At 71.8% G+C, this 25,046-nt stretch carries 26 protein-coding genes; 16 read left to right on the top strand and 10 right to left on the bottom strand.

What is annotated here, in order from left to right:
• Window positions 1–4: 4 nt before the first annotated feature.
• The 3 genes from IEY33_RS09630 (at window position 5) to IEY33_RS09620 (ending at window position 5,189) form a co-directional block, all read left to right on the top strand.
• The gene (locus IEY33_RS09630) at window positions 5–2,965 is read left to right on the top strand and encodes a tetratricopeptide repeat protein (RefSeq protein ID WP_188962808.1); all 2,961 of its coding nucleotides are present in this window, start codon (window positions 5–7) and stop codon (window positions 2,963–2,965) included.
• A gap of 200 nt (window positions 2,966–3,165) precedes the next feature.
• Entirely contained in the window at window positions 3,166–4,461 is a 1,296-nt protein-coding gene (aceA, locus tag IEY33_RS09625; protein ID WP_188962805.1) for an isocitrate lyase, read from the top strand.
• Between the two features lie 107 nt (window positions 4,462–4,568).
• Window positions 4,569–5,189, top strand: a complete 621-nt coding sequence (locus IEY33_RS09620) for a hypothetical protein (protein ID WP_188962802.1) — start codon at window positions 4,569–4,571, stop codon at window positions 5,187–5,189.
• A 4-nt stretch (window positions 5,190–5,193) separates the two neighbouring features.
• Here IEY33_RS09620 and IEY33_RS09615 read toward each other — a convergent pair whose 3' ends face one another.
• Window positions 5,194–5,469 carry a hypothetical protein gene (locus IEY33_RS09615; protein ID WP_188962800.1) on the bottom strand — a complete coding sequence of 92 codons (276 nt, stop codon included), beginning with the start codon at window positions 5,467–5,469 and terminating at the stop codon, window positions 5,194–5,196.
• Window positions 5,470–5,552: 83 nt separating this feature from the next.
• Here IEY33_RS09615 and dxr point away from each other — a divergent pair, with 83 nt between their 5' ends.
• The 4 genes from dxr (at window position 5,553) to IEY33_RS09595 (ending at window position 9,474) form a co-directional block, all read left to right on the top strand.
• Entirely contained in the window at window positions 5,553–6,719 is a 1,167-nt protein-coding gene (dxr, locus tag IEY33_RS09610; RefSeq protein WP_188962797.1) for a 1-deoxy-D-xylulose-5-phosphate reductoisomerase, read from the top strand.
• Window positions 6,716–7,846 carry a M50 family metallopeptidase gene (locus IEY33_RS09605; protein WP_188962795.1) on the top strand — a complete coding sequence of 377 codons (1,131 nt, stop codon included), beginning with the start codon at window positions 6,716–6,718 and terminating at the stop codon, window positions 7,844–7,846. Before dxr ends, IEY33_RS09605 begins: the two co-directional genes overlap by 4 nt.
• Window positions 7,847–7,974: 128 nt before the next feature.
• Complete coding sequence (locus tag IEY33_RS09600; RefSeq protein WP_188962793.1) at window positions 7,975–8,622, top strand: glycosyltransferase family 2 protein; 648 nt, start codon at window positions 7,975–7,977, stop codon at window positions 8,620–8,622.
• 222 nt (window positions 8,623–8,844) lie between these two features.
• The gene (locus IEY33_RS09595; RefSeq protein WP_188962792.1) at window positions 8,845–9,474 is read left to right on the top strand and encodes a phospholipase A2; all 630 of its coding nucleotides are present in this window, start codon (window positions 8,845–8,847) and stop codon (window positions 9,472–9,474) included.
• 55 nt (window positions 9,475–9,529) lie between these two features.
• On the opposite strand, the gene IEY33_RS09590 is transcribed toward IEY33_RS09595, so the two are convergent.
• A complete protein-coding gene (locus IEY33_RS09590) occupies window positions 9,530–10,090 on the bottom strand; it encodes a hypothetical protein (protein ID WP_188962790.1) in 561 nt (186 codons plus the stop codon).
• A gap of 114 nt (window positions 10,091–10,204) precedes the next feature.
• The gene (proC, locus tag IEY33_RS09585; protein WP_188962788.1) at window positions 10,205–10,996 is read right to left on the bottom strand and encodes a pyrroline-5-carboxylate reductase; all 792 of its coding nucleotides are present in this window, start codon (window positions 10,994–10,996) and stop codon (window positions 10,205–10,207) included.
• 102 nt (window positions 10,997–11,098) lie between these two features.
• Between proC and IEY33_RS09580 the strand changes: the two genes are divergently transcribed.
• The 3 genes from IEY33_RS09580 to IEY33_RS09570 all read left to right on the top strand — a co-directional run bounded on the left by IEY33_RS09580 (window position 11,099) and on the right by IEY33_RS09570 (window position 13,738).
• Complete coding sequence (locus IEY33_RS09580) at window positions 11,099–11,938, top strand: 50S ribosomal protein L11 methyltransferase (RefSeq protein WP_188962786.1); 840 nt, start codon at window positions 11,099–11,101, stop codon at window positions 11,936–11,938.
• A 3-nt stretch (window positions 11,939–11,941) separates the two neighbouring features.
• Entirely contained in the window at window positions 11,942–12,628 is a 687-nt protein-coding gene (locus IEY33_RS09575) for a 16S rRNA (uracil(1498)-N(3))-methyltransferase (RefSeq protein ID WP_188962783.1), read from the top strand.
• A gap of 81 nt (window positions 12,629–12,709) precedes the next feature.
• A complete protein-coding gene (locus IEY33_RS09570) occupies window positions 12,710–13,738 on the top strand; it encodes a metallophosphoesterase (protein WP_188962781.1) in 1,029 nt (342 codons plus the stop codon).
• Between the two features lie 25 nt (window positions 13,739–13,763).
• On the opposite strand, the gene IEY33_RS09565 is transcribed toward IEY33_RS09570, so the two are convergent.
• On the bottom strand, window positions 13,764–15,161 hold the full coding sequence (locus IEY33_RS09565; RefSeq protein ID WP_188962779.1) for an MFS transporter: 1,398 nt from the start codon (window positions 15,159–15,161) through the stop codon (window positions 13,764–13,766).
• A gap of 95 nt (window positions 15,162–15,256) precedes the next feature.
• Between IEY33_RS09565 and IEY33_RS09560 the strand changes: the two genes are divergently transcribed.
• On the top strand, window positions 15,257–15,529 hold the full coding sequence (locus IEY33_RS09560) for a hypothetical protein (RefSeq protein ID WP_229670907.1): 273 nt from the start codon (window positions 15,257–15,259) through the stop codon (window positions 15,527–15,529).
• Between the two features lie 147 nt (window positions 15,530–15,676).
• Here IEY33_RS09560 and IEY33_RS09555 read toward each other — a convergent pair whose 3' ends face one another.
• Window positions 15,677–16,765, bottom strand: a complete 1,089-nt coding sequence (locus tag IEY33_RS09555) for an enolase C-terminal domain-like protein (protein ID WP_229670906.1) — start codon at window positions 16,763–16,765, stop codon at window positions 15,677–15,679.
• Window positions 16,762–17,517, bottom strand: a complete 756-nt coding sequence (locus IEY33_RS19255; protein ID WP_229670917.1) for a DEAD/DEAH box helicase family protein — start codon at window positions 17,515–17,517, stop codon at window positions 16,762–16,764. Before IEY33_RS19255 ends, IEY33_RS09555 begins: the two co-directional genes overlap by 4 nt.
• 220 nt (window positions 17,518–17,737) lie before the next feature.
• On the opposite strand from IEY33_RS19255, the gene IEY33_RS19465 reads away from it, so the two are divergent.
• Window positions 17,738–17,872, top strand: coding sequence for a hypothetical protein (locus IEY33_RS19465; protein WP_268238823.1), 135 nt, complete (start codon window positions 17,738–17,740; stop codon window positions 17,870–17,872).
• An 83-nt stretch (window positions 17,873–17,955) separates the two neighbouring features.
• Window positions 17,956–19,641: a PRC-barrel domain-containing protein gene (locus IEY33_RS09550; protein ID WP_188962775.1), complete on the top strand. Its 1,686-nt coding sequence runs from the start codon at window positions 17,956–17,958 to the stop codon at window positions 19,639–19,641.
• A 72-nt stretch (window positions 19,642–19,713) separates the two neighbouring features.
• On the opposite strand, the gene IEY33_RS09545 is transcribed toward IEY33_RS09550, so the two are convergent.
• Entirely contained in the window at window positions 19,714–20,076 is a 363-nt protein-coding gene (locus tag IEY33_RS09545) for a carboxymuconolactone decarboxylase family protein (protein ID WP_188962772.1), read from the bottom strand.
• A gap of 226 nt (window positions 20,077–20,302) precedes the next feature.
• On the opposite strand from IEY33_RS09545, the gene IEY33_RS09540 reads away from it, so the two are divergent.
• Both IEY33_RS09540 and IEY33_RS09535 read left to right on the top strand, forming a co-directional pair.
• On the top strand, window positions 20,303–20,608 hold the full coding sequence (locus IEY33_RS09540) for a DUF485 domain-containing protein (RefSeq protein WP_188962769.1): 306 nt from the start codon (window positions 20,303–20,305) through the stop codon (window positions 20,606–20,608).
• Window positions 20,605–22,176, top strand: a complete 1,572-nt coding sequence (locus IEY33_RS09535; RefSeq protein WP_188962767.1) for a solute symporter family protein — start codon at window positions 20,605–20,607, stop codon at window positions 22,174–22,176. The genes IEY33_RS09540 and IEY33_RS09535 overlap by 4 nt, the downstream gene beginning before the upstream one ends.
• Before the next feature lie 71 nt (window positions 22,177–22,247).
• On the opposite strand, the gene IEY33_RS09530 is transcribed toward IEY33_RS09535, so the two are convergent.
• Together IEY33_RS09530 and IEY33_RS09525 are read right to left on the bottom strand one after the other, a co-directional pair.
• Window positions 22,248–22,742 carry an OmpH/Skp family outer membrane protein gene (locus IEY33_RS09530; protein ID WP_188962765.1) on the bottom strand — a complete coding sequence of 165 codons (495 nt, stop codon included), beginning with the start codon at window positions 22,740–22,742 and terminating at the stop codon, window positions 22,248–22,250.
• 86 nt (window positions 22,743–22,828) lie between these two features.
• Window positions 22,829–23,314 carry an OmpH/Skp family outer membrane protein gene (locus IEY33_RS09525; protein ID WP_188962763.1) on the bottom strand — a complete coding sequence of 162 codons (486 nt, stop codon included), beginning with the start codon at window positions 23,312–23,314 and terminating at the stop codon, window positions 22,829–22,831.
• Window positions 23,315–23,470: 156 nt separating this feature from the next.
• Between IEY33_RS09525 and IEY33_RS09520 the strand changes: the two genes are divergently transcribed.
• On the top strand, window positions 23,471–24,097 hold the full coding sequence (locus IEY33_RS09520; protein WP_188962760.1) for a CBS and ACT domain-containing protein: 627 nt from the start codon (window positions 23,471–23,473) through the stop codon (window positions 24,095–24,097).
• Between the two features lie 102 nt (window positions 24,098–24,199).
• Here the strand turns inward: IEY33_RS09520 and IEY33_RS09515 are convergent, their stop codons facing one another.
• The gene (locus IEY33_RS09515) at window positions 24,200–25,042 is read right to left on the bottom strand and encodes a segregation/condensation protein A (RefSeq protein WP_306415610.1); all 843 of its coding nucleotides are present in this window, start codon (window positions 25,040–25,042) and stop codon (window positions 24,200–24,202) included.
• Between the last annotated feature and the right edge of the window lie 4 nt (window positions 25,043–25,046).

Below are 25,046 nucleotides of genomic sequence, written 5' to 3'. Positions count from 1 at the left end.
CAGTATGGACTGGCAGGCGACCTTGCAGACGCTGCGGCAGCAGCTGCCGCGCACGCGGGAGGCGTGGGGCGTGCGCGGCAGCCTGCGCTGGCTGGAGGAGGCGATGCGTGCGCGCGGCGCGAGCCCGAGCAGCGTGCGGAACATCGTGTACCGCGACATCGGGACGCCGCAGGACAAGCGGGCGCTGCACGGCGTGCTGTCGGAACTCGCGGCGGGCGTCGGGCAGCGCGTGCCTCCCCTGCCGGTCAGCGTGCGGCAGCCGCTTCCCGCGGAACTGGAACTGCTGGGCCGCTCGAAGCGGCGCGCGTACCGACAGTTCCTGGGCGCGGTGCGGGCCGCCGCAGGGGGCGGGCACGCGGCGAGACTGGTGGTGAGCGGCCCGGCCGGGGCGGGCAAGACGCTGCTCAGCACGCACCTGGAGCGCGCCATCGCGCAGCTGGACCCGGCGCCGGGCGTGCACCGCCTGACGCTGGGCGGGGACCTGCTGCCGCTCTTCCCGGACCTGCAGGTGCAGCGTTCGCAGCCGTTCGCGGTGCAGGCGGAAGGGCAGGCACGGGCCGCGCGGGCACTGCTGGAGGGCCTGCCTGACGGGTCGGTGCTGCTGCTGCGGGTGCTGCCGGACGGGCAGTTCGGGGTCTCGCCGCCGCGCGCGGCGGACGGCGCGACGGTGTCGCTGACGGCGTGGGCGGCGGAGCAGCTGTACCGCCTCGCGCCGGAGCGCCTGAACGTGCTGCTGGCCGCCGAGGACGAGTCGGCGCTCCCGCCGGACCTGCCGGGCGATCACATTCGCCTGACGGCGCCCACGCCTGCCGAGGCGCGGCGGTACCTGATGGCGCAGCTGGGCGTCCCGGCGGCCCGCGCGGACGAACTGGTGCGGCAGACGGGCCGCAACCTCGACCGGCTGACGCTGCTCGCGGCGGCCCGCAACGCCGGGAGTGGCGGCGAGGCCGGGCAGGACACGCTGGAGCGCGTGCTGTCGGACCCGGCGGCGGTGCGGCTGCTGGCGGCCCTGAGTGCCGTGCAGGACACCGTGAGTGCCGGGCAGGGCGGGGCGCGGCTGCCGGGGCCGCTGCTGGAGGCGGCGCTCGGGCAGCGGCTCGACCTGCTGCCCGCACACGTGCGTGCCCTGCTGGACGAGTCGGACGCCGCGCACCCGCGCCCGCTGTCGGGCGCACTGCTGGACGCTGCGCGGCCGCTCCTGCCGGACGCCGAGCGCCGCGCGGCCCTGACGCGGCTCGCGGCGACCCTGCCGGGCACGGTCAGGACGGACGCAGGGACGGCGGACGCGGTCAGCGTGCCACTGAACGCCCTGGCGCGCCTGGACCGCTGGGCAGACGTGGCGCGCTGGCTGGACGCGCACCCGGGCGGCCTGGGGCACGCGCCGCTGCTGTGGGTGCAGGCGCGGGGGCAGGCGCGCGGCGAGGAGCGCGAGTCGCTCGCGCGGGCCGTGGTGAGTCACCACGCGATGCTCGGCGCGTACGGGCACCCGCAGGCGCGTGACGCGCTGTTCGCGCTGCTGGATTCGCCGCGCGAGGCGGTGCGGGCGTGGGCGCGCGTGAAGCTGGCGGAGAGCAGCGTGGACAGCGGGAACTTCGAGGCGGCCGAGGCGCAACTGTCGCACGCGGAGGTGCAGCGGCCCCTGAGCGCCGCCGGGCCGGACCGCTGGCTGCAGGGCGCGCAGGCGGACGCGCTGCTGGTGGGCGCGGCCCTGGCCCGCTGGCGCGGCGATCTGGACCGGGCGACGCGGCTCGCGGCGGACCCGCGCGCTCGGGAGGGCGGCGCGCTCGGCAACCCGGCGCGCGCGGCCCTGTGGCGCGGCCTGATCGCGAAGGACGCGGGCCGCTGGGCGGAAGCGATGCGGGAGCTGGGCAACGTGCCCGCCAGTCACCCGCTGCTGTCGGCCCGCGCCCGGTACCAGGAAGGGGACCTGCGCCTGCGGCTGGGGCAACCGGCGGCGGCGCTGGAGCGCCTGCTGGACGCGGCGGAGCGGCTGACGCAGGAGCAGGGCGCGCCGGAGGAGCAGGCGCGGGTGCAGGCGCGCGTGGCGACGGCATTGCGGCGGCTGGGGAGGGCGCAGGAGGCGCTCGTGTGGTCGCGGCGGGCGACGGCGCAGGCGGGCGACGCGGACCCGGTGCTGCGGGCGCGGCTGGAGTCGGAGAGCGTGCCGGTGCTGCTGTCGCTGTTCCGGCCGGACGAGGCGCTGCGCGTCGCGGCGAGCGCGCTGCAGCTGCTGGGCGAGCCGGGGCAGCGGCACGCGGAGGCCGCGTACCGGGAGCGGCGCACGCAGTACCGGGTGGCGCTGGCGTACCTGACGCGCGGCGCGGGACGCCCGTACCAGCAGCCGTTCGGGGGCGTGCAGGAGGACCACGCGGATCTGGTGCAGGCGCGGCGCGTGCTGGACGCGCTGCTGTCGGCGGTGTCGGGCGGGCTGGACCGGGAGCAGGTGCTGACCTTCGACATCCTGCTGTCACGGGCGCTGGCGGACCCGGACCCGGCGCGGGCCGAGGCGTTCGCGCGGCGGGCGCTCAGGATGACGGATCACCCGTACGCGGAGGCGCAGGCGCGCGCCACGCTGGCCGACGCGCACCTGCGCGGAGGCGGGGTGGGGGCCGCGCTGCACGAGGTGAACCGTGGGCACGCGCTGCTGCGGCGCGTGGCGTCGGGACTGGGTGAGGCGCAGGAGCCGGACCCGGGCCTGCACGCGCTGCTGCTGACGCTGGAGGCCCGCTGCCTGCTGCTGGAGGGCGGGAGCGGGAGCCTGGGGGGGACGCTGGCGTGGCTGCGGGACGCGGCGGGCGAGGCGCCGCTGCGGGCGTTCCAGGGGCAGGTGTGGCGTGAGGTGGGGATGCTGCTGGAGCGTCTGGACGGCGGGGAGGCGGCGGCGGCCGCGCTGTTCCCGGGCCTGAACGTGCAGGCGCTCCGGCTGCGGGACGCGCTGGGCGTGGCGGGCGGCCAGCCGGTCTGAACGGAGTTGGTGGAGTGGGGGCGGTGCCGTTTGCGCCAAGTGGTTTACCCAGATGCAATTAAACCGGTAAACCGGTGTACCTGTAGCCGCATGGACTCCAGACCTCCACGATTTACAACACCAGTCCGGCAGGAGCGCGGTGACACCATGAGGTCAAGCCAAGCGGCACCCCCCAACCCACACGCACAGGAGGCACCACCATGACCCCCACCCCCCGCACCAACGCCGAAATCCTCGAAAAGACCTGGAAGACCGAGGAACGCTGGCAGGGCATCCGCCGCAACTACAGCGCCGACGACGTCATCCAGCTGCGCGGCAGCCTCATGATCGAACACACCCTCGCCAAGCACGGCTCGCAGAAACTCTGGCGCCTCATGAAGGAAGAACCCTTCGTGAACGCCCTCGGCGCCCTCACCGGCAACCAGGCGATGCAGCAGGTCAAGGCCGGACTGAAAGCCATCTACCTGTCCGGCTGGCAGGTCGCCGGCGACGCCAACAACGCCGGGCAGATGTACCCCGACCAGAGCCTCTACCCCGCCTCGTCCGTCCCCGACGTCGTCAAACGCATCAACAACACCCTGCGCCGCGCCGACCAGATCGCCACCAGCGAAGGCGACGTCAGCATCGACTACTTCGCGCCGATCGTCGCGGACGCCGAGGCGGGCTTCGGCGGCCCCCTCAACGCCTTCGAACTGATGAAAGCCATGATCGAGGCCGGAGCGGCAGGCGTGCACTTCGAGGATCAGCTCGCCAGCGAGAAGAAGTGCGGTCACCTCGGCGGGAAGGTCCTCGTGCCCACCAGCCAGTTCATCCGCACCCTGAACGCCGCGCGCCTCGCCGCCGACGTCAGCGGCGTCCCCACCGTCCTGATCGCCCGCACCGACGCCGACGCCGCCAACCTCCTCACCAGCGACATCGACGACAACGACCGCCCCTTCACCACCGGCGAACGCACCCCCGAAGGCTTCTACTACGTCAGGCCCGGCATCGAACAGGCCATCAGCCGCGCCCTCGCCTACGCCCCCTACGCCGACGTCATCTGGTGCGAGACCAGCGTCCCGAACCTCGAAGACGCCCGCAGATTCGCGGAAGCCGTGCACGCCAGGTTCCCCGGCAAGCTCCTCGCGTACAACTGCAGCCCCAGCTTCAACTGGAAGAAGAACCTCGACGACGACACCATCGCCAGGTACCAGGTGGAACTCGGCAAGATGGGCTACAAGTTCCAGTTCATCACGCTCGCCGGATTCCACAGCCTGAACATGAGCATGTTCGACCTCGCGTACGGCTACGCCCGCAACCAGATGACGGCCTTCGTGGAACTGCAGGAACGCGAGTTCGCCGCCCAGGAACGCGGCTTCACCGCCGTCAAGCACCAGCGCGAGGTCGGCACCGGGTACTTCGACCTCGTCGCCACCGCCGCCGGCGGCGGACAGAGCAGCACCACCGCCCTCAAGGGCAGCACCGAAGCGCAGCAGTTCGCCGGTGCCCACGACTGAACACGGGCCACACGCCCACCCATCCATAGCCGCGAGCCGGGGAGCCTGAATGAAGGTTCCCCGGCCTGCGGTCATCCCGGGGTCAGACGGAACGTCCAGCATGTGGCATGCTCGCCCTGCTGCTGGCCGCCGTCACGCTCCCGCCACCCCCGGCAGCCGTGATCGTCTTCAAGAGTGGAGAACGCGTCACCGTCACCGGACCCGCCGACAGTGCGGGCCATCCGGACTTCCCGTGGCTCGTGCAGGACACCCTGGTCTCACCCCGGGGCGACGCGGCCGCCGTGCGCTTCTGTTACGAACCCCCCGGCTTCAGGTTCTGCGAGGTGCATCTGGCACGCCCCGGGTTGCCGACCATCACCCTGAAGAACAGCAGCGTCCTGCGTCTGCTGTGGTCTGCCGATGGCCGCTCCCTGATCGGCGCGGGCACGAACACGGTGCGGCGGTGGAACCTGTCGGGCGGCGTACGGGTCGCCACCCCTGCGCCCCCCCTGATCGAGCCCGGCGTGACGCAGTCTGTGTCTGTCATCACGCGGCTGTGGCTGGACCGCGGCAACCTGTGCGTGGCCGCGCAGGATCAACTCTTCGACATGCAGGGACAGCAGAAGCGCCGGACGGTGACGACCACCCGTTACGCGCTGCCCACGCTGAAGGGGCTGACGACCACCAGTTCCCCGGCCAGTGCTGGACGCGAAGAGGCCCAGTGTATGCGGGTCAGGCGCTCGGACTGACCGCCTAGGGTTCCTCGACCTCGGCCACGGCGAGGGTCTTGCCCGTCCAGGTGCGCCAGTTCGTTTCGCCGTGCGGTTCGGCCAGGAGCGTCACTTCGCCGTGCAGCCACAGGGTGGGGCTGTGCGGCTGGTCGAGGAGGCGCAGGCGCTCGCCGGTCTGGATGACCTGCGCGTCGGTGGGCAGGGCGGGCCGGCCGCCCAGACCGCGCACGCTGAGCAGGAGGCGGTGGCCGAGCGGCACGACGTCCGTGATGGTGCCCTGCAGGGGGTGCTCGTTCATGCCTTCATGGAAGCACACCGGGGGGCGTCACCGTGGGTTCTCTTCCAGCGCGGCTCATCAACGTGCGGCAGACTGGAGGTCAGATGCGCCTCACCCTGCTCGGTTCGACCGGTTCCATCGGCACGCAGACCCTCGACGTGGCCCGCGAGCGCGGCTATACGGTGGCGGCCCTCGCCGCCGGACGGAATCTCGACCTGCTGGACGCGCAGGTGCGGGAGTTCCGTCCGGAGGTGGTGAGTGTCGCGCCGGAGGTGCTGGCGGACGCGCGGGCGCGCCTGAGTGGCGTGCGCGTCGTTTCGGACACGTCCGAGATCGCGGTCCTGCCGGCCGACGTGACCGTGAACGCCATGAGTGGCCTGATCGGGCTGGAGCCGACGCGTGCGGCGCTGCAGGCGGGGCGCAGCGTGGCGCTCGCCACGAAGGAGGCGATGGTGACGGCGGGCCTGCTGATCTGGGAGGCGGCGCAGGTGGGCGGGGGGCGCGTCGTGCCGGTCGATTCGGAGCACACGGGCATCTATCAGTGCCTGGTGGGTGAGCGTGTGGAGGACGTGGCGGAACTGATCCTGACGGCGTCCGGCGGGCCGTTCCGGGACGGTCCGGCCGACCTGGGCGGCGTGACGCCCGCGCAGGCCCTGAAGCACCCGAACTGGGACATGGGCCGCAAGATCAGCATCGACAGCGCCACCCTGCTGAACAAGGGGCTGGAGGTGCTGGAGTGCGCCAGCCTGTACGGCGTGCCGCTGTCGCGGGTGCGGGTGACGGTGCATCCGCAGAGCATCGTGCACGCCCTCATCCGCTTCCGGGACGGGTCGCTGAAGGCGAACCTCGGGCCGACGGACATGCGGCTCGCGATCGCGTACGCGCTGGACGCCGCGCCCACCGGGATGCAGGCGCCGGGGCAGCCGGGCACGGTGCGGCGCGGGCCGGAAGTGGCGGGGCACCTGGGCTGGCCGCTGCTGGGCACGCTGGAGTTCCGCGAGCCGGACCTGCAGCGCTTCCCGGCGCTGGCGCAGGCGTACCGTGCGGGCGAGTTGGGCGGCGTGGCTCCCACCGCCCTGAACGCGGCGGACGAGGTGGCGGTGGACGCGTTCCTGGCGGGCCGCCTGGATTTCCCCGGCATCGCGCGCGTGATCGAGGGCGTGCTGGACGAGGTGCCGCAGCAGGCGCTCGGCTGGGACGCCATCCGGGACGCGGACGCGTGGGCGCGCGCCCGGACGCATGAGCTGATCGCGGCGGGGGTGCGCGCGTGAATTTCTTCCAGGCGATCGCGCAGGCGCTGACGCCGCAGGGCATCGTGTGGACGCTCGTGATCATCGCGCTGGCGACGTTCATGCACGAACTCGCGCACTACTGGGGCGCGAAACTGCAGGGCGTGAAGGTCAACAGCTTCAGCGTGGGGATGGGTCCGGTGCTGGCGCGCAGGCAGTGGCGCGGCACGGAGTGGCGGGTGTCGCTGCTGCCCATCGGCGGGTACGTGGAGATCGACGGCATGGCGCCCGACACCCTGGAGGACGGCCGCATGGACAGCGCGAAGCACGGGTACGCGCTGCTGCCCGCCTGGGGCAAGGTGGCGATCCTGCTGGCCGGTCCCGTCATGAACCTGCTGCTGGCGTTCCTGCTGCTGGGCGGGAACTTCTGGGCGAACGGCGTGCAGTCGCTCCGCGCGAACCGGGCCGTGATCAGCAGCGTGGTGCCGGACTCGCGCGCGCAGAGCCTCGGGTTCCGGTCGGGGGACGTGGTGACCGCCATCGACGGGCAGGCGCTGCCGGTGCAGGAGACGGTGAAGGGCGAACAGGTGGGCGGCTGGACGCGCGTGCAGCGTGCCCTGACGGTGGCCGGGCCGCACACCTTCACGGTGGAGCGCGCCGGGAAGGTGCAGGACATCCGGTTCGACTGGACGCCCACCGTGAACGGTCAGCGGGCGCGGCTCGGCATCGCGTACGGCGCGGACGTGAAGGTGCAGCGCGTCGGGCTGCCGGGCGCGCTGGCCGAGTCGGGCCGCACCATCGTGCAGGCGGTCCCGTCCGTGCTGAAGGCCTTCGGGAACCTGTTCGCGCGGTTCTTCACCCTGAACCTCAGTCAGGATCAGGGCGTGGTCGGGCCGGTCGGGACAGGGCAGGTGGTGTCGGAGGCCGCGAAGCTCGGCGGGTGGGCGCTCGTGCTGATCGGCGCGACCATCAACCTGTCGCTGGGGTTCTTCAACCTGCTGCCCATCCCGGGCCTGGACGGCGGGCGCATCCTGCTCGTGCTGGTCGGCGTGCTGCGCGGGCGGCCCCTCACGTTCCGGCAGGAGAGTGCCGTGACGACCGCCGGGTTCGGCCTGGTGATGCTGCTGTCCCTGTTCGTGGTGGTACGCGACCTGAGCCGCTTCTTCTGACGGTGGCGCACTGACGGTGATGGGGGCGGGACCCGTGCGGCGGGGGCCTGTCAGCCGCTATAGTTCGCACGGACGGGCCCGCCGGGCCTCACATCTCCCGCCGGACCCCCGGTTCTGACCCACCAGCCATGACCCCAGCCAAGATCGCGGTCGTCATCCCCGCCTACAACGAAGAACAGACCGTCGCACAGGTGGTGCGGGCGGCCCTGCAGCTCACGCCGGACGTGGTCGTCGCGTCGGACGGCAGCAGCGACCGGACGGCGCAGGTCGCTCGGGACGCGGGCGCGCACGTCGTGGAACTGAACCCCAACGGCGGCAAGGGTGCCGCGCTGCATGCCGCCCTGAACGCCACGGACGCCGAGTACGTCGTGATGCTGGACGCGGACCTGATCGGCCTGACACTCGAGCACCTGAACATCCTGCTCGCCCCGGTCCTCGCGGGGCGGCTCGACATGAGCATCGGCATCTTCGAGGGGGGCGGCCTCATGACGGACCTCGGCAACAAGCTCACGCCGCACCTGTCCGGGCAGCGCGCGTGCAGGCGCGCGTGGCTGCTGCACGTGCCGCGCCTCGGGCAGGAACGCTGGCCGGAACCCGCCATCACCGACGCGCTCAAGGCGGGCGGCGTCCGCTGGGATTACGTGGAACTCCCGAACCTCGCACAGGTCATGAAGGAAGAGAAGCGCGGCTTCTGGAAGGGCGTCGGGTACCGGTCCCGCATGTACGTGGACCTCCTCAGCTACGGGCGACGCAAGAAGAAGAACCTCAAGGACTGACCCGAGTTCCCGGCGGGCAGGCGGGGGCGGAATATCCGCACCTGACCCGGCATTGACGGTCTCCCGCGACACTGCCGGGGGCAGTAGAGTGAAGCGTCTGACAATTCACGCGGATCCCGTGACCGTCACGGGACCTGCAGCCCTGCCCATGCCCGCCGCTCCCGGTCACGCCCGGACGCGGACGGAACGCCGCCCACACCGCACCGGACCCCGGAGGACGACATGCAGAAGACCCTCAGCGCCCTGATTCTCGCCACCCTTCTCGCCGCGTGCGGTCAGCAGGCCACGCCCGCCGCGCAGGACGCCGCCGGGTACGCCGCCCGCCCCGAACTGCAGGACGCGGGCAGCCAGGCCATCCTCGCCCGCTACGGCGACGACCCGGGCCTCCTCGCGGCCCTGCAGGTCGCGTACGGCGAGCGCGCCGCACAGGCCCCCACCGTCGCCGTGCCCACCCTGACCGGCCTGAGCCTGGACGGCGACCGCCTCGCGTACGTCAAGAGCGTCGGGTGGGGCAGCGTCCCCAACTACGACGCGCAGTACGCCCGGTACAGCGTCACGGCCCTCCCCTACCCCGGCCTCGACTGGACCCGTGACGGCTGCAGCGCGCCCGACGGGCTCGGCCTGGGCTACCGGGAGGACTTCCGGCCCGCCTGCAACGTCCACGACTTCGGGTACCGCAACCTGAAGGTCTACGAGCGCACGGACGCCAACCGCAAGACCACCGACGAGGTCTTCCACGCCAACATGGACGGCATCTGCGCCGCCAAGAGCTTCCTGAAGCGCCCCGCGTGCTACGCGGCGTCCTACGCGTACTACCAGGGCGTGCGCGTCGGCGGCAGCAGCAGCTTCTGACCGCCTGCACCGCCCGGACGGTTCCCCTCCTGAAGCGGGAACCTGTCCGGGCGTGTCACTTCAGCAGGTCGACCGTGCTGCCGTCCGCCGTCTGGTAACGCACGACGCCCAGGCCCGGCACGAAGTACGCGTACTGCGTGCTGGACGCCTGCACGCCCGGCCCTGTCCCGCCGGCCGTCACCTCGCTGCGCACCACGAACGCGTTGTAGCTCCCCGACTGCGTCCGCAGGGCCTGCGTGCCCACCACGCGGCCACTAAGTTTCAGGCCGCCGGACGTGACGGACGTCCACACCTGGCCCGGCACGAGCGGCGCGGCCGGGTACACCTGCAGCGGCGGCGAGTACCAGTTCAGCCGCCCGCCCGACTGCACGCCCCGCAGGAACACGCCCGCCGCCGTGTACTCCAGGTAGTCTTCCGACACCAGCTTCCCGTACACGCTGTGCCCGACCGGGATCACGCTCACGCCGCGCAGCACGCGGGGCTTCCCGGCGGACTGCACCTCGCCGTTCGAGTACCGCCACGACAGTCCCGTCGTGTTCGGGAAGTAACTGTCGGCCCCCGCAGGCACGGCGAGGAAACACAGGAGCGGCAGCAGGGCGGCAGGAGAACGGCGCATCACGCCATCATAGACGCCCGCCTCACCTGACGCCGCACGAAGAACTCACACCCGGGGAACGCCGGACGCGCCCGAAATCGACGGGCGCGTCCGGCGTTCCGGGTGGGGTCCGGGTCATTCCTGGTCGTGGCCGAGTTCGGTGCCTCTGCGGGTGGCGGCGACCACGGCGGCGATGAGGCCACCACGGACGCCCGCCTGTTCCAGCGCTTCGAGGCCCGCGATGGTGGTGCCGCCGGGGCTGGCGACCTCGTCTTTCAGCATGCCGGGGTGGGCGCGCTGCAGCAGCAGTTCGCCGCTGGCGCTCAGGAGGCGCGCGGCGAGTTCCTGCGCGAGGGCGCGCGGGAGGCCCATGCGGACGCCGCCGTCCGCGAGCGCTTCGGCGACCACCGCGAGGTAGGCGGGTCCGGAGGCGCTCATGCCGGTGAAGGCGTTGAAGAGATGTTCGGGCAGTTCGTATACCTCGCCGACCGCGCCGAACAGGCTGCGCGCGAAGTCGAGGTCGCCCGCGTCCTGCGCTTCCCTGGGCGCGGTGATGGCCGTCTGGGCGCGGCCGATGGTGGCGGCGAGGTTCGGCATGACGCGCACGACGCGTTTCGTGCCGAGGCGGCGCGTGAGGGTCGCGGTGCTGACGCCCGCCATGGTGCTGATGTACCCGGTGGAGGGCTGCGCGAGCCACTCGGCGATCTCGGGGAACACGCGCGGCTGGACGCTCACGAGGACGCGGCCCGCGCCGTTCAGCTGGTTGCCTTTGAGGTGCTGCGTGCCGTACTTCTCGGCGAGCTGCGCGGCGCGGGTGGTGTTGGCGTCCATCAGGCCGATCTCGGACGGGGGGAGCACGCCGCGTTTCAGGATGCCTTCCAGCAGTGACAGGCCCAGCTTGCCGACGCCTACGATGGCGAGTTTCATGGGGTGCAGTGTAGCGTCCCGTTCCGCGTGGCCGGGACGGGTGGGCTATTCAGCGTGCGGGCCGGGGCATCCGGTCGGGCCCTCGCCCGGTACACTGCGCTCATGCTGGTTTACCGTGTGCCTGGATCGCTGGACAACGAAGAACTCACCGCCGCGCTGTGGGACGCGGGCGCGGGCGGCCTGGAGGAACGTCAGGGGTTCCTGCGCGCGTACTTCGACGGGCGCGTCCCGCTGGACGACGTGCCGGGCCTCGCGGGCGGCGAGTGGGTGGACGAGCCGGACCGGGACTGGCAGGCGGACTGGAAGCTGGGCCTGAAGCCGGTGCAGGCGGGCCGCGTGACGGTCGTGCCGTCGTGGCTGGTGCAGGACGTGCCGCAGGGGCAGCTGACGCTGATCATCGAGCCGGGCATGGCGTTCGGGACGGGGCATCACGCGACGACGCGCATGGCGATCGAGGCGCTCAGCGTGCTGGAGTTGCGCGGCGAGCGCGTGCTGGACGTGGGGACGGGTTCGGGCGTGCTGGCGATGGCGGCGAGCCTGCTGGGCGCGGAGAGCGCGCTTGGCGTGGATATCGATCCGCTCACCATCCCGGTCGCGTTCGAGAACGCGGAGCTGAACGGCTTCACGCGCGGCGAGGACGGCCTGACGGGACCTCAGGGTGGCCAGCTGGACTTCCGTGAGGGGACGCTGGACGGGGAGGCCTTCGAGGACGAGGACCGGTACGGGGTGCTGGTCGCGAACCTGTACGCCGAACTGCACGACCTGCTGGCCGGTGATTACCGTGAGGCGCTCGTGCCGGGTGGGCCGCTCGTGCTGACGGGCATTCTGGAGTCGAAGCTGCCGCTCGTGCGGGACGCGCTGGACCGTGAGGGCTTCACGGACGTGGTGGAGCGGCTGGACGGCGAGTGGGCGCTCGTGACGGCCCGCAACGCCGGGCGCTGAGCCGTGCACCGCGTGAAGGTCCCGGCGCTGGCGCGCGTGATGCCGCTCGACCCGCAGGAAAGTCAGCACCTGCGGGTGCTGCGGCTGCGGGTGGGCGCTCAGGTGCAGGTGTTCGACGGGGAGGGCGGCGAGGCGCGCGCGACCGTGATCCGGCTGGACGAGGGCGGCGCGATGCTGGAGCTGGGCGAACGCGTCGAGAACGACCGCGAGACGCCGCAGCCGGTCACGCTGGCCGTCGCGCTGCTGAAGGGAGACAAGCTGAGTGACGTGGTGCGCGCCGCGACGGAACTCGGGGTGGCGCGCGTGCAGCTGCTGCAGACGCGGTACGCGGACGTGCCGGAGATCGGGGACGCGAAGCTGGTGCGGCTGCGGCGCGTGGCGGCCGAGGCGAGCAAGCAGTCGCGGCGGGCCGTGACGCCGGACGTGCTGGCCCCCATCCCGGTGTCGAAACTCGTGCTGGACGGGCAGGGGTTCCTGGCGCACCCGGGGAGCGCGGCGCGCGTTACGGACTCGCTCGACTGGAGTGCGCCCGTGACGTTCGTGAGCGGCCCGGAGGGCGGGTTCTCGGATGCGGAGGTGGCGGCGCTGACCGCGTCGGGTTTCGTGTCCGTGACGCTCGGGCCGCGCATCCTGCGGGCCGAGACGGCCCCGCTGGCACTGCTGGGCGCGGTGGCTGCCACGGGCGTCTGATCCGGGGCCTGCTGCGCTGCGTTTCATTCGGGGGATGGCCGGGCCGTGAACGGGCGTCCCCCGAATCCGTATGATCGGGGTATGCGTTCCCTGCTGCTTCTGCCTCTGCTGCTCGCGGCGTGCGCGCCTGCCTCGACGACCACGCGCGTCTTTCCGGACGTGGCGCTCACGTTGCCTGCCCCGGCGGGGGCGGACACGGTGCGGGTGATCGTGATGGGGGATCAGGGGAAGGGCGGGGCGGTGCAGGACGCGGTGGCGCGCGCCATGCGGGCCATGTGCCGGGACCTGGGCTGCGACCTGGGGCTCGGGATGGGGGACAACTTCTACCCGAAGGCCCCGCCGGACGCGCGGTCGCCGCTGTTCCGGGATCGGTTCGCGGCGCTGTACGGCGAGATCGGCGTGCCGTTCCTGATGGCGGCCGGGAATCACGACGAGTCGTGGGTGCAGGGCGGGGACGGGGCGGACCCGGCGGGGCTGGAGAGCGAACTGGGGTACGCGCGGCTGGACCCGCAGTGGGTGATGCCTGCGCACTTCTACCGGGCGGCGTGGGCGGACCTGCTGCAGGTGTTCGTGGTGGACACGTCGCCGCTCGCGTCGTACCTCCCGAACCGCGATCCGGTGTTCCGGCCGGGCGGGCCGTTCGAGCGCGCCCAGCGCGACTGGCTGCGGGGGGCGCTGGCGGGCAGCGCGGCGCGCTGGAACGTGGTGGTGGGGCATCACCCGCTGCTGAACAACGGTCTGCACGGGAGTGCCGGGTCGTACACGTACGGGCGGCTGCTGCCGTGGGCGGGCGGCGAGCCGGTGCGGGCGCTGTACCGTGACGCGGCGTGCGGGCGGGCGGACGTGATCGCGGCGGGGCACGATCACACGCTGCAGGTGTTCCCGGCGGACAACGCGGCGTGTCCGGGCACGCGCCTGATCGTGTCGGGCGCGGCGGGCGAGGTGACGGGGCCGGGACCGGGCCGCACGCCGAGCGAGTTTCAGGCGATGAACACGCCGGGCTTCTTCTGGATGTCGTTCACGCGGGACGCGTTGACGCTGCGGGCCTTCACGGTGGACGCGGCGGGCGTGCCGACGCAGGCGTACGCATCCGTGACGCGCAAACCCTGACCGCCACGCACCTCCGGGGCGGGGGTCAGCGTCGTCTGGCGGGCCAGCGCAGCGGGGGGCGCGGGAGCGTCAGGCGGCGCAGGTGGCGGCTGAGCAGCTCGCGGGTGCGCCACGCGCCGTCCTCGGGCACGCGGCGCAGCAGTGTCCACGCGAGCATCCGCAGCACGGCGCTGGTCGTGAAGAGCGTGTGGTACGCCGTCCAGCCGGTCGCGGCGGGGCTCAGGGCGCGGTACAGGTCGAGGAGCGGGCCGGACACGAGGCCGCCCAGAAATCCGGCCACGCCGGTCAGGGCGCTGAACACGGCGATGAAGGCCGCGCGGTTCTCGCGGGGCGTGGTGGCGAGGCTGAGGTTGAAGATGCCGGGGTTGATGGCGCTCCACACGAGGGCGTCCACCACGCCGCTCAGCCAGATGGGCCACAGGTGGCCCGGCGCGGCGAGCATCCACGTGAGCGGCAGGAGCGTCCCGGCGAGGAAGGTGCTGACGGCCAGCACGGGCCGGTTGCCGACGCGGTCCGCGAGCCGTCCCCAGGTGGGGGCGAGCACCAGGGCGCTGACGGCGCTGATGGCGCTCCATACGGCGACCTGCACGTACGTCATGTGCAGGTGGTTCAGGAAGTACGGGAGCACGAACGGCGAGGACACCATGACCGCGAAGGACCAGTACACGGCGAACAGCAGGAGTCGCCGGAAGGTGGGGTCGCTCATGGGGAGCGAGAAGGTGGAGCGCATGGCGAGCCGGGCGCTGCCGAGCGGCGGTTCGTCGTGGCGGGTGAGGATGGCGGCCGCGACGAGGCCGGACGTGACGGCCGTCAGCAGGACCGCCTGGAAGCTGAGGGGGGCCTGCACGCGGTCGAGCCAAGCGCCTGCGGCGAGGTTGGCGGCGGTGCCGACGATGCCGAGCACGCCGGTCCGCAGGCCGAAGTACCGGCCGCGTTCCTTCCAGGGGACGACGTCGCCCATCCAGGCGGTCCAGAGGGCGCCGTTCGCGGCGATGAAGAGGCTGCTCAGCGCGACGATCGCGACGAGCAGGGCACTTCGGGCCTCGTCGGGAACGGGGAGCAGCGGGAGGGCGGCGGCGAGGAGCCACAGGCCGCGGCCGATGAGGGCGGTGGCGACGGCGACGCCCTTGCGGCGGCCGCGGCGGCCGACGAGCCACGCGGCAAGCGGGCTGACGGCCTGTCCGAGCAGGGGGACGCTGGCGATCAGGCCGAGGGCGGTGGGGGTCGCGCCGAGGTGCAGGGCGTAGCCGGTGAGGACGCTGCCGGACGTCCAGTTGATGAAGACCGTGGCGAAGCTGCCTTCGAGGATGGAGAGTCGCATGGTGCGGCGCGCGGCGGGTTCGGGCAGCAGGTGGCCCGGCGGTCCCGGGTCGGCTGGGGGGGCGGCGGGGTGTGCGGGTTCGGGTGGGTCGGGGGTGGGCATGGGCGTCTCCGGCAGGTGAGGTTCGGGGCCACTGTATCCCGTTCTGGCCGCGACTGGAACGATTCAGTCGCGCCCTACCCCATGAAGGAATCTTCATGAAGGTGCGTCAGACTCGGGACGTGGACATGCTGAGCGCCCTGAGTCTCCCGCTGCTCTTCGCCTTCCTCGGCGGCAGCTGGGCCTACCTGAACCGCCCCGAGCGCCGCCCCGCGCTGCTCCTCACCCTGATCCTGTTCCACCTGCTCGGCGCGTACGGCTACCGCCAGGAGCCCCGTCCGGAACTGCTGATCCTGCTGTTCCTGCTCGCCACCGGCATCTTCGCGATGCTGCTGCACACCCTCCTGCACGGCCACAACCGCACCGCCTGATCCGGGTTCCGGTGGAATCCCGCGGTACATGCGGGTTCGGTCCGGGTGGAACGAAAAGGCACCACAGGCGGTCCGGGAAGTGAACGGACCGCGTGTGAATGGCTCCCTCCCCTGCTCCGGCCCGCGCCGGGTGACAGGCCTCCGGGTTCAGTCGAGCCGGTACCGGCGGAGTTTCGCGTCGTCCACCCGCAGCCCGCTCAGCGCGGCCACGTCCAGCCACCCGTCCCGGAAGGTGATGGGGCCGGTCAGCAGGTCGTCCTGCACCTTCAGCACGAAGCTCAGCTCGGACGGTTCCGTCACGCCTGCCTGAGACGCCATCAGGGCCGCGTGCACGGTGCCCAGGCCGGTGCTGGCCTGCGAGCCGATCATGACGCCCAGCCCCGCCTCGCGCGCGCGCGCCAGCATGGCGAGGCTGTCCGTGAAGCCGTTGCGGGCCGTCTTGATGTTCAGGATATCGATGGTCCCGAAGGCCAGTTCGCGCTCCAGGTCGGCGGGCGTGAAGCAGCTGTCGTCCCCCACCACCGGCAGGATACGGCGGGCGCGCAGCTCGGCCCGTTCGCGCAGCAGGCGCACGGGGAGCGGTTCCTCCACGTACGTGAGTCCGGCGTCCCGCATGGCGCTCAGCGCGTCCGGCGCGAGCTGCGGGGTGAGCGTCTCGTTGCTGTCGGCGTACAGCTGCACGCTGTCGCCGTACTCGGCGCGCAGTTCGCGGATCAGCAGGAGGTCCTGGGCGTGGTCGCGGCCCACCTTGACCTTCAGGACGCGCACTCCGGCCTGCACCACGCGGCGCGCCTCGTCCAGCATCTCGGCGCGCGTGGCGATGCCCAGGATGAAGCTGGGCCGCACGCGCTTCTGCGGGCCGAGCAGGTCGCTGAACAGGGAACGTCCGGCGCTGCGGGCGCGGGCGTCGTGCAGGGCCATGTCGAGCGCGCCGCGCGCCGTGTGGTTGTTGACGACGCTGCCGCGCGCGGCGTCCAGGCGGGCGGTGTCGGTGATGTCCACGCCGGTCAGAGCGGGCTGCAGGTGCTGCAGGATCCCGAGGACGCTGGCGGTCGTCTCGCCGTAGATGGTGGGGCGCGGCGGCGCTTCGGCCTCCCCCACCGTGCCGTCGCTGAGGTGCACGCGCACGATGACGTGCTCGGCCACGCTGAGGCTGGAACCCTTGCCCCAGGCGAGCGTGCCGTGCAGCGGCAACCGGTACGGAACGCCTTCCAGGCGCGTGACGTGGGCGCTCACCGCTGCGCCGTCCACGCGCGCACGCGGGCCGCGACCTCGTCCGGGCCGAGCACGGAGGTGTCCAGGTCGATCTGCCGGTCGGCGGGCAGGGCGGCCAGCACGGCGCGGGCCGCCTGCGGGTCGTAGTTGCGGCGCTCGCTGACCACGATGCGCGTCTTGGCGAGCACGTCGTCCGGGGCGTGCCCCTCGTCCGTCAGGGCGGCCAGCGCGTCCAGTTCGGCGGGCGTGAACACGTCCCGCACGCCGTTCAGCAGGGCGAGGGCCGAGCGGAGGTCCGGCGTGCCGTCCGGGCCGGTGGCGCTCACCCGGTCGAAGCGGTCGGCGCGGCCCAGCAGGCGGCGCACGCGCAGCGGGTCCGGCGCGTGCAGCGACACGAAACGCCACGCCGGGAAGTGCGCGGCGGCGTACTGCACCTCGTCCTGCCCGCGCAGCCCGTCGAACACCAGCGGGAGCGGCCATACGGCCGGGTCGGCGTGCAGCGACCCGAGCGCCTGCGCCATCCCGCCGGGGTGCGTCTCGCGGTAGCGGGCGGTGAGCGCGAAGCGTTCCTCGCGGTCCGTGACGGGCCGACCGGCGAGGGCCGCGATCATGACGGCGTCCGTCACCTCGCGCCGGTCCGGCAGGACGCGCACGTCGCCCAGCGCGGCGAGCGCGGTGCTCTTGCCGACGCCGGTCACGCCGACCAGCACCGTGAGCGGCAGGTCACGGAGGGGCGGGCGTCCCGGCAGGGCGTCCCTGGAGAGGCCGGGCAGGCCGCTGCCGCCGGTGCCGTCGTCGTTCACGCGGGCATTCACGCGCGCAGTCTAGCGGGCGCGCCCACGCCCTCCCTGCACTCGTCTGGACGGGAGGGCGAAGGCGTCCCCCCGGTTCACGAGCGTCAGATCAAGATTGAGGCAAGGCTGCCCCAAGTCCCCCCCGGGATTTCTCAGCGGCGCGCCCATGCCCCCTCACTACACTGCGGGAGGAGGCAAGATGACCCGACTGAATGGCAAGGGCGGAGGTGGCGGCGCAGGCATCCTGATCGTCGTCGTGGTGCTGATCGTGCTGGCACTGCTGGCGTACTTCCTGTACCTGAAACCGAACGGCATGCTCAACCTCGGCTTCTGAGCCGCGCGGGCTGAGCCGCACGTACCCCACGCAGGACCCCACGCGGACCGCGCAGGTCCGACACAACGACCAAGGAGCAGGTTATGTTGAAAGGCAAGGAAGTGATCGGCCGCCGCATCGTCACGCTGGACGGCGGCGAACGGCTCGACAGTGTACGCGACCTGATCTTCGACGAGCAGGGCAACCACGTGCTGGCCCTCCTGATCGACGAGGGCGGCTGGTTCCACTCGGCGCGCGTGATTCCCTTCGGGAACGTCCGCAGCGTCGGTGAGGACGCCATCATGGTCGGCAGTGCCGCCGACGTGGTGAGTGCCAAGGACGACCCCGTCCTGACGGAAGCGATGAACAGCAAGACGGGCCTCGCGGGCCTGAACCTGCTCACCACGGACGGCAAGGCGCTCGGCCGGATCGCGGACGTGTTCTTCGACGAGATCAGCGGCCGCGTGGTGGGCTACGAGGCGACGGGCGGCCTGTTCAGTGACCTGAGTTCCGGCCGGACCTTCGTGCCCGCCCCGGAAAGCGTCACGATCGGCGCGGAGGCCGCCATCGTGCCGCCCGAGGTGGCGCACGCGATGGAGGAGCAGGAGGCGGGCGGCCTGCAGGGTGCCTTCGGCAGCGCCGCCGACAGCGTCAAGGCCGCGGCCGGAACGGTGGCCGACAACGTGAAGGAGGCCGCCGGGAACGTGGCGCAGGCCACCCGCGAACGGCAGAAGACCTTCGTGGTCGGCAAGACGGCCGCCAGTGACGTGACGACGGACGCGGAAGGCGACACGCCCGCCGTGACGGTGGTGCGCGCGGGCGACGTCATCACGGCCGCGCAGGCAGACGAGGCGGAACGCCTGGGCCTGCTCGGCTCGCTGACGGCCGCGGCGGGCGGCGGGGCCATGCAGGAGCTGTACGGCAGCGCCCGCGAGAACGTGCAGGGCGGCCTGGAGAACATCGGAACCGCGACGCGCGAGCGCCAGAAGGAGTACGTGGTGGGCCGCACGGCGGGCAGCGACGTGCAGTCCCCCGACGGACTCGTGATCGTGCCCAGAGGCGAGACGATCAGCGCGGTGCACGCGGGCATCGCCGAGGACAAGGGCGTGCTGGGCGCACTGGTGGCCGCCGCGACGGGCGGCAGCGTGCAGGAGGGCCTGCAGGGCGTGCGTGAGGCCGTCACGTCGCGCCTGCCGTCGGGCACGGCGGACGCGCCCGAAGCGCTGCTGGGTCGGCGCGTGCAGCGCGACGTGTACGGCCCGAACCGGACCTTCGTGGCCGCGCAGGGCCAGATCGTGACGCTGACACTGCTGGAACGCGCCCGGTCGCTGGGACGCGAGGCGGACCTCGCCGCGGCCGTGAACGGCGGCGCGCCTGCCGAGAGCGGCGTGGCGGTGGCGTCCGAACGGCTCGCGAGCGGCGCGCAGAACGTGAAGGAGGGCGCGGCGGGCCTGCTGGAGCGCGCGCGGTCGTGGATCGCGGAGACGCGTGACCGCGCCACGGACGAGGTCGAGGAGCGCCGCATCGAGGACGCGGTGGGTCGGCCCGTGAACCGCGTGGTGCTGGACCCGCAGGATCAGGTGATCCTGAACATCGGGGAGATCATCACGCACCGCGCGGTGGAGCAGGCGCGCGCGTCGGGCGTGCTGGGCATCCTGCTCGGCAGCGTGAGCACCGAGACGCCCGTCATCGACCCGCTCGCCGTGAAGCCGGACGAGCACGGTCAGGCGGCGCTGGATTCGCAGAAGGACGTGCCCGCCACGCCGGACCGCACGGATCTCGAAAAGTAACCGGGGCCCTGACCTGAGGAGCGGCGCACCCATCTGCCGGGTGCGCCGCTCCTGTGCTGCACCCACCTGTCTTCAGGACCCGGGGCGGGGGTGCAGCAGGGCGCGCAGCTGCGCGAAGGCCGCCACCACGCGCGGAAAGCCGACGAAGGGCGCGGCGAACAGCAGGGTCTCGCGGACCTCCTGTTCGGTCGCGCCCGCGCGCATCGCGCCGCGCAGGTGCGTGCGGAGCTCGTCGGGACTGCCGAGCGACAGCAGCAGCGTGCAAGCGAGGAGTTCCTTGGTCTTCAGGTCGAGCCCGGGGCGTTCGTACACGGTGTCGTACGCGAAGTCGCGGATGTACGTGGCGAGATCCGGGTCGAGGCCCGTCAGGCGGTCGAAGATGCGGTCGTGCTGCGCGCCGAAGATGGCCTCGCGGGCGGGGAGATCGTCGTTCATGCCTTCAGCATGGCACGGGGTACGTGCCCGCCCGGGCCGCCTTGCATTCGAAAGGCTGGCCGGTGTGTTCCGAAGCGTGTGACAGGAATCCTGAACTGCGTCCAGATGAACGCTTGCTCAGGGGCAGGCGTGATCCTACACTGATTCTGAACCCACAACCAGAACGCGCAGCGGCACGGACCACCGGGGTCCCCCGACTGCCTCCGGGCGACGTTCAGGAGGTCCCATGCAGCAGGCTCAACCCTACGGTCGGCAGGACGACGCGTTCCGGCGTCTGGTCGCGGAACGCAACCGCTTCACGGTCAGCATGACCGTCCTCTTCCTGGTGCTGTACTTCCTGCTGCCCGTCCTGGCCGGGTACAACAAGCCCCTCATGGCCAGCAAGGTGTTCGGGAACGTGACGTTCGGGTACGTGATGGCCTTCATGGAGTTCGTCATGGGCTGGGTGATGGCCGCCGTGTACATGGTGCGTGTCCGCGGCTTCGACCGTCTCGCCGCGCAGGCTAGCGCCAACGCCGGGGCGCGCGCGTGACGCTGCTCATCGCAGCCGTCATCGTGCTCATCACGCTCGGCATCACGTACTGGGCGAGCAGCAGCACCCGCAGCGCCAGCGACTTCTACGTCGCGGGCGGCCGCATCACCGCATGGCAGAACGGCGTCGCCATCGCCGGGGACTACATGAGCGCCGCGTCCTTCCTCGGCATCACGGGCCTCATCGCCCTGAACGGCTACGACGGCTTCATGTACAGCGTCGGGTGGTTCGTCGCGTACCTGACGGTGCTGTTCGTGGTGGCCGAACCGCTCCGGAACCTCGGCAAGTACACGCTCGCCGACATGCTCGTGTACCGTCTCAGGGACCCGCGCGTCCGCACGTACGCCGCCGTGTCCACCCTCGTCATCAGCGCCTTCTACATGATCGCGCAGGTGGTCGGCGCGGGCAGCCTCATCACGCTGCTGTCCGGCGGCGTCCTGAAGCCCGAACTGAGCATCCCGCTGGTGGGCGTCCTCATGATCACGTACGTGGTGTTCGGCGGGATGCTCGCCACCACCTGGGTGCAGATCGTGAAGGCCGTCCTGCTGATGATCGGCACCGTCATCATGAGCGTCCTGATCCTGAACCGCTTCGGGTGGAGCTTCTCGGACCTGCTCGGACAGGTCGAGGCGAGGAACGGCGCGGAATTCCTCGGGGCGGGCGTGAAGTACAAGAACCCCATCGACCTGATCAGCCTGGGAATGGCGCTCGTGCTCGGCACGGCGGGCCTCCCGCACATCCTCGTGCGCTTCTACACCGTGCCGACCGCCCAGGACGCCCGCAAGAGCGTCGTGTGGGCCATGGGCATCATCGGGGCGTTCTACGTCATGACGAGTCTGCTCGGCAACGCCGCGAACGTCCTCGTCGGCAAGACCGCCATCGAGGCGGCCAACAAGGCCGGCAACATGGCCGCGCCGCTCCTCGCGGAGTTCCTGGGCGGACAGCTGTTCCTGGCATTCATCAGCGCCGTCGCCTTCGCGACCATCCTGGCAGTCGTGGCAGGCCTCACGATCACGGCCAGCACCAGTTTCGCGCATGACATCTACAACGGCGTGATGCGCCGCGGGGAGGCCAGCAGCGACGAGCAGGTCCGCGTGGCGCGCATCGCCACCGTCACCATCGGCGTCGTCGCGTGCTTCCTCGGGTACCTCGCGCAGAGCTTCAACGTCGCGTTCCTGGTCGCGCTGGCCTTCGCGGTCGCGGCGAGCGCGAACCTGCCGGTCATCCTGCTCACGCTGTTCTGGCGGCGCTTCAACGCCACGGGCGCCATCTGGGGCATCGTGGGCGGCATCCTCACGTGCCTGCTGCTGATCGCCGTGAGCCCCAACATCATGAAGGTCGACGCACCGGACGTGAAGCCCGCCGCGCGGCACCTCGTGCAGGCGAACGCCCTGTTCCCGCTCGAGAATCCCGGCATCGTCAGCATTCCCGCCGGATTCCTGTTCGCGTTCCTGGGCAGCATGGTCGGCGCACGCAACCGCCGCCCGGACGAGGAAGCGGCGTTCGAAGCGATGCAGTTCCGCGCGTACACCGGTCACGGCGTGGACGGCAGCGTCGCCCACGACTGACCAGACAGCCACGGCAGCAGGAAGGGGCCAGCCGACGAACGGCTGGCCCCCCTCTGCGCTTCCCGGTAGGGTTACTTCCCGGCCTTGACCCTGGCGGTGACGGCGGCGGTCAGGTCTGTGCTCCTGGGGTCGGCGTAGATGACGAGGCCGTGCGCGGCACGCTGGTCGAGGACCACGCTGTAGCCGTTCGCCCTGGCGACGGACGCGACGGCGGTGTTGACGCGCGTGGCGAGCGGTGCGAAGGCGGCGGCGAGCTGCTTCTGGTACGTCTGCGTGGCCGTCTGGTACTTCTTGACGGCGGCCGTGTACGCGTTCTTGCTGGCGGTGGTCGCGCCGCGCGCGCTGGCTTTGGCCTGGAGCGCCTGAACGTTCCTGGCCTGCGCCTGCAGGTCCGCGTCGGCCTTGCGGCTGAGCGTCACGAAGCCGCTGCCGCTGGGGATGGCGGACACGACGGTCTGCACGTTCACGATGCCGACCTTGGTCTTGGACTGCTGCGCGTGCGGCTGCAGGGTGAGCAGGGCCAGCGGCGCGAGCAGCGCGATTCGGCGGGTGGAGGGGTTGAGCATCTGCACTCCTTTCATGCGGCGCTGGCCTTCAAGGCGGTGGCGGCCCCTGGAGTCGGGGCCGCCACCGTGCCGGGCCTGCAGGCCGTTCAGGGCTTGAGGTTCTTGAGGACCGAGTCGGTCAGGTCGGTGCTGTTGTCGGCGTAGATGACGAGGCCGTTGCTGGCCGCCTGGGCCTTGTCCATCACGACGGCGAAGCCCTGTGCCTTGGCGGTGCTGGACACGGCGGCGTCCACGGCCGTCTCGATGGGCGCGACGACCTTGGCGAGCTGGTCGTTGTAGTCCTTCGCCTTGGCGTTGATGGTCGTGACGAGCTGCGTCGCCTGGTCCTTCTCGGCGGCGGTGGCGTTCGCGCCCTTGGCCTGGATGTCCTTGATCTGCTTGTCGAGTGCGCCGAGTTCAGTGTTGGCCTTGTTCTTGAGGGCGATCACGTCGGCGTTCTTGGGGTGAGCCTGCAGGACTTTGGAGACGTCCACGAAGCCGATCTTCTGCGCGGGGGTCTGGGCGTGGGGGGCGAGGGTACCGAAACCCAGGGCCGCGACGATGGCAACGGGAGCGAGCATCTTGACGTTCATGAGAGGCACGCTAGCACGCGTCATGTTGAGCTTCGTGAAAGGCCGCGTCAGCGGTCCGTCAGCGTTCCGGTACACTGACGGCATGTCCAGAGCGAGTGAGCCGGGAGTGACGGGGCCGGGATGCGGCGGGTGCCCTGCGGGCATGCGGGGCGCGGCGTGAGGGTCGGAGAGTGGATGACGCGCGACCCGATCTCGGTGTCGCCGGACACGCCGGTGCTGGACGCGCTGAAGCTCCTGAACGATCACGGGTTCCGTCGCCTGCCGGTGGTGGAGGGCGGGCGCCTGATCGGCATCACGACCAGCAAGGACCTGAAGGACGCCATGCCCAGCAAGGCCACCACCCTCAGCGTGTGGGAACTGAATTACCTGCTGTCGAAACTGACAGTGGCGGAGATGATGGCGCGTCCCGTCGTGACGGCCAGCGAGAACGAGGACATGGAGGACGCGGCCCTGCGGATGCAGGAGCACCGGGTGGGCGGCCTGCCGGTCCTGAACGACGCGGGGCGCCTGACGGGCATGGTGACCGTCAGTGACGTGCTGCGCGCCTTCACGGAGATCCTGGGCCTGCGGGAGGGCGGTGTGCGGCTCACGCTGGAGATGCCGGACGTGCCGGGCAGTCTCGCGCGGGCCGTGCAGGCGCTCCTGCCGAGCAACATCATCAGTGTCGCCACGGCGGGCGGTGAGGACGGTCGCCGCCGGTTCGTGATCCGCGTGGTGGGTGAGGGTCAGCAGGGCGCGGCGCAGCGGGTGCGCGACGCGGGCATCGAGGTGCTGGACAGCTGATAGGTTGTTGATCGCTCGGCCGAACTCCAAAAGTTCAGCTCAGAACCGGATGATCCCCAGCCGGATGATCCCCGGACAGATGGCCCCTGCTGACCTTCCCGGTCAGGCGTCCGGGAGGCCGGGCGGGTGCGCGGCGAGGTGCGCGGCGGCCACGTCGGTCCGCGCGACCACGATGTCTCCGTACGTTTCCAGCTGCTCCACCACGAAGTCCCCGGCCTTGACGCCTTCCAGCAGCGCCGCGAAGTACGTGCTGCGTTCCGCCCAGTCCTGGGCGGGCACCGCGCCGAACCGGAAGACGCGCAGGCGACCCACGAAGGCGCGCAGCGCGCCGAGCGCGTCCTGCAGCGTCAGGCGCTCCACGGACAGCAGCGGGACCTGCACGTCGCGCACGGCGTTCCTGGCGGCTTTCACGAGTCGCGCGAGGCCCTGAGGTCCGCTCGCGCGTGCGGCGCGGCGCGGGAGGTTCAGGTCGAGGCGCGCGGCGGGAATGAGGCCCTGCCGCGCCTGTCGCCGCCCGGCGAGCAGCTGCACCAGCTCGTCGAGGTGCTGGAGGGCCTGCACGCCTTCCAGCACGGGATCGTCGTGCGTCCAGTCGTCGCCGGGGTCCGGGTCGTCCGGCGCTTCCGGCTGCGGGAGCAGCAGCCGGGCCTTGAGGGCGATCACGCCCGCCAGGGCGGGCAGCAGTTCGACGTGCACGTCCGCCGAGGTGCCGGGCGCGTCTGCCGTGAACCGCTCCACCCACGCGAGCAGGTCGCGCGTGAGCTGCAGGAGCGGCACCGCGGCAGGTGGGAGCGTCCCGGCGCGCAGGCGTGACGCGAGGCCCGCGAGGTCGCCCGCGTACCCGTCCAGGCGAACCGTGAAGGCCCACCCGTCCGGCAGTGGGCCTCCGGCGTGGGCGGGCACGGCCGGTGCCGGGGGGGCGGCCGCTTCCGGCACGGCCGTCACGGCC

This window comes from Deinococcus aquiradiocola (assembly GCF_014646915.1).
Lineage (GTDB): Bacteria > Deinococcota > Deinococci > Deinococcales > Deinococcaceae > Deinococcus > Deinococcus aquiradiocola.
The sequence above is the reverse complement of the archived record's forward strand: the minus strand, read 5'-3'. Positions and strand labels throughout refer to the sequence as shown.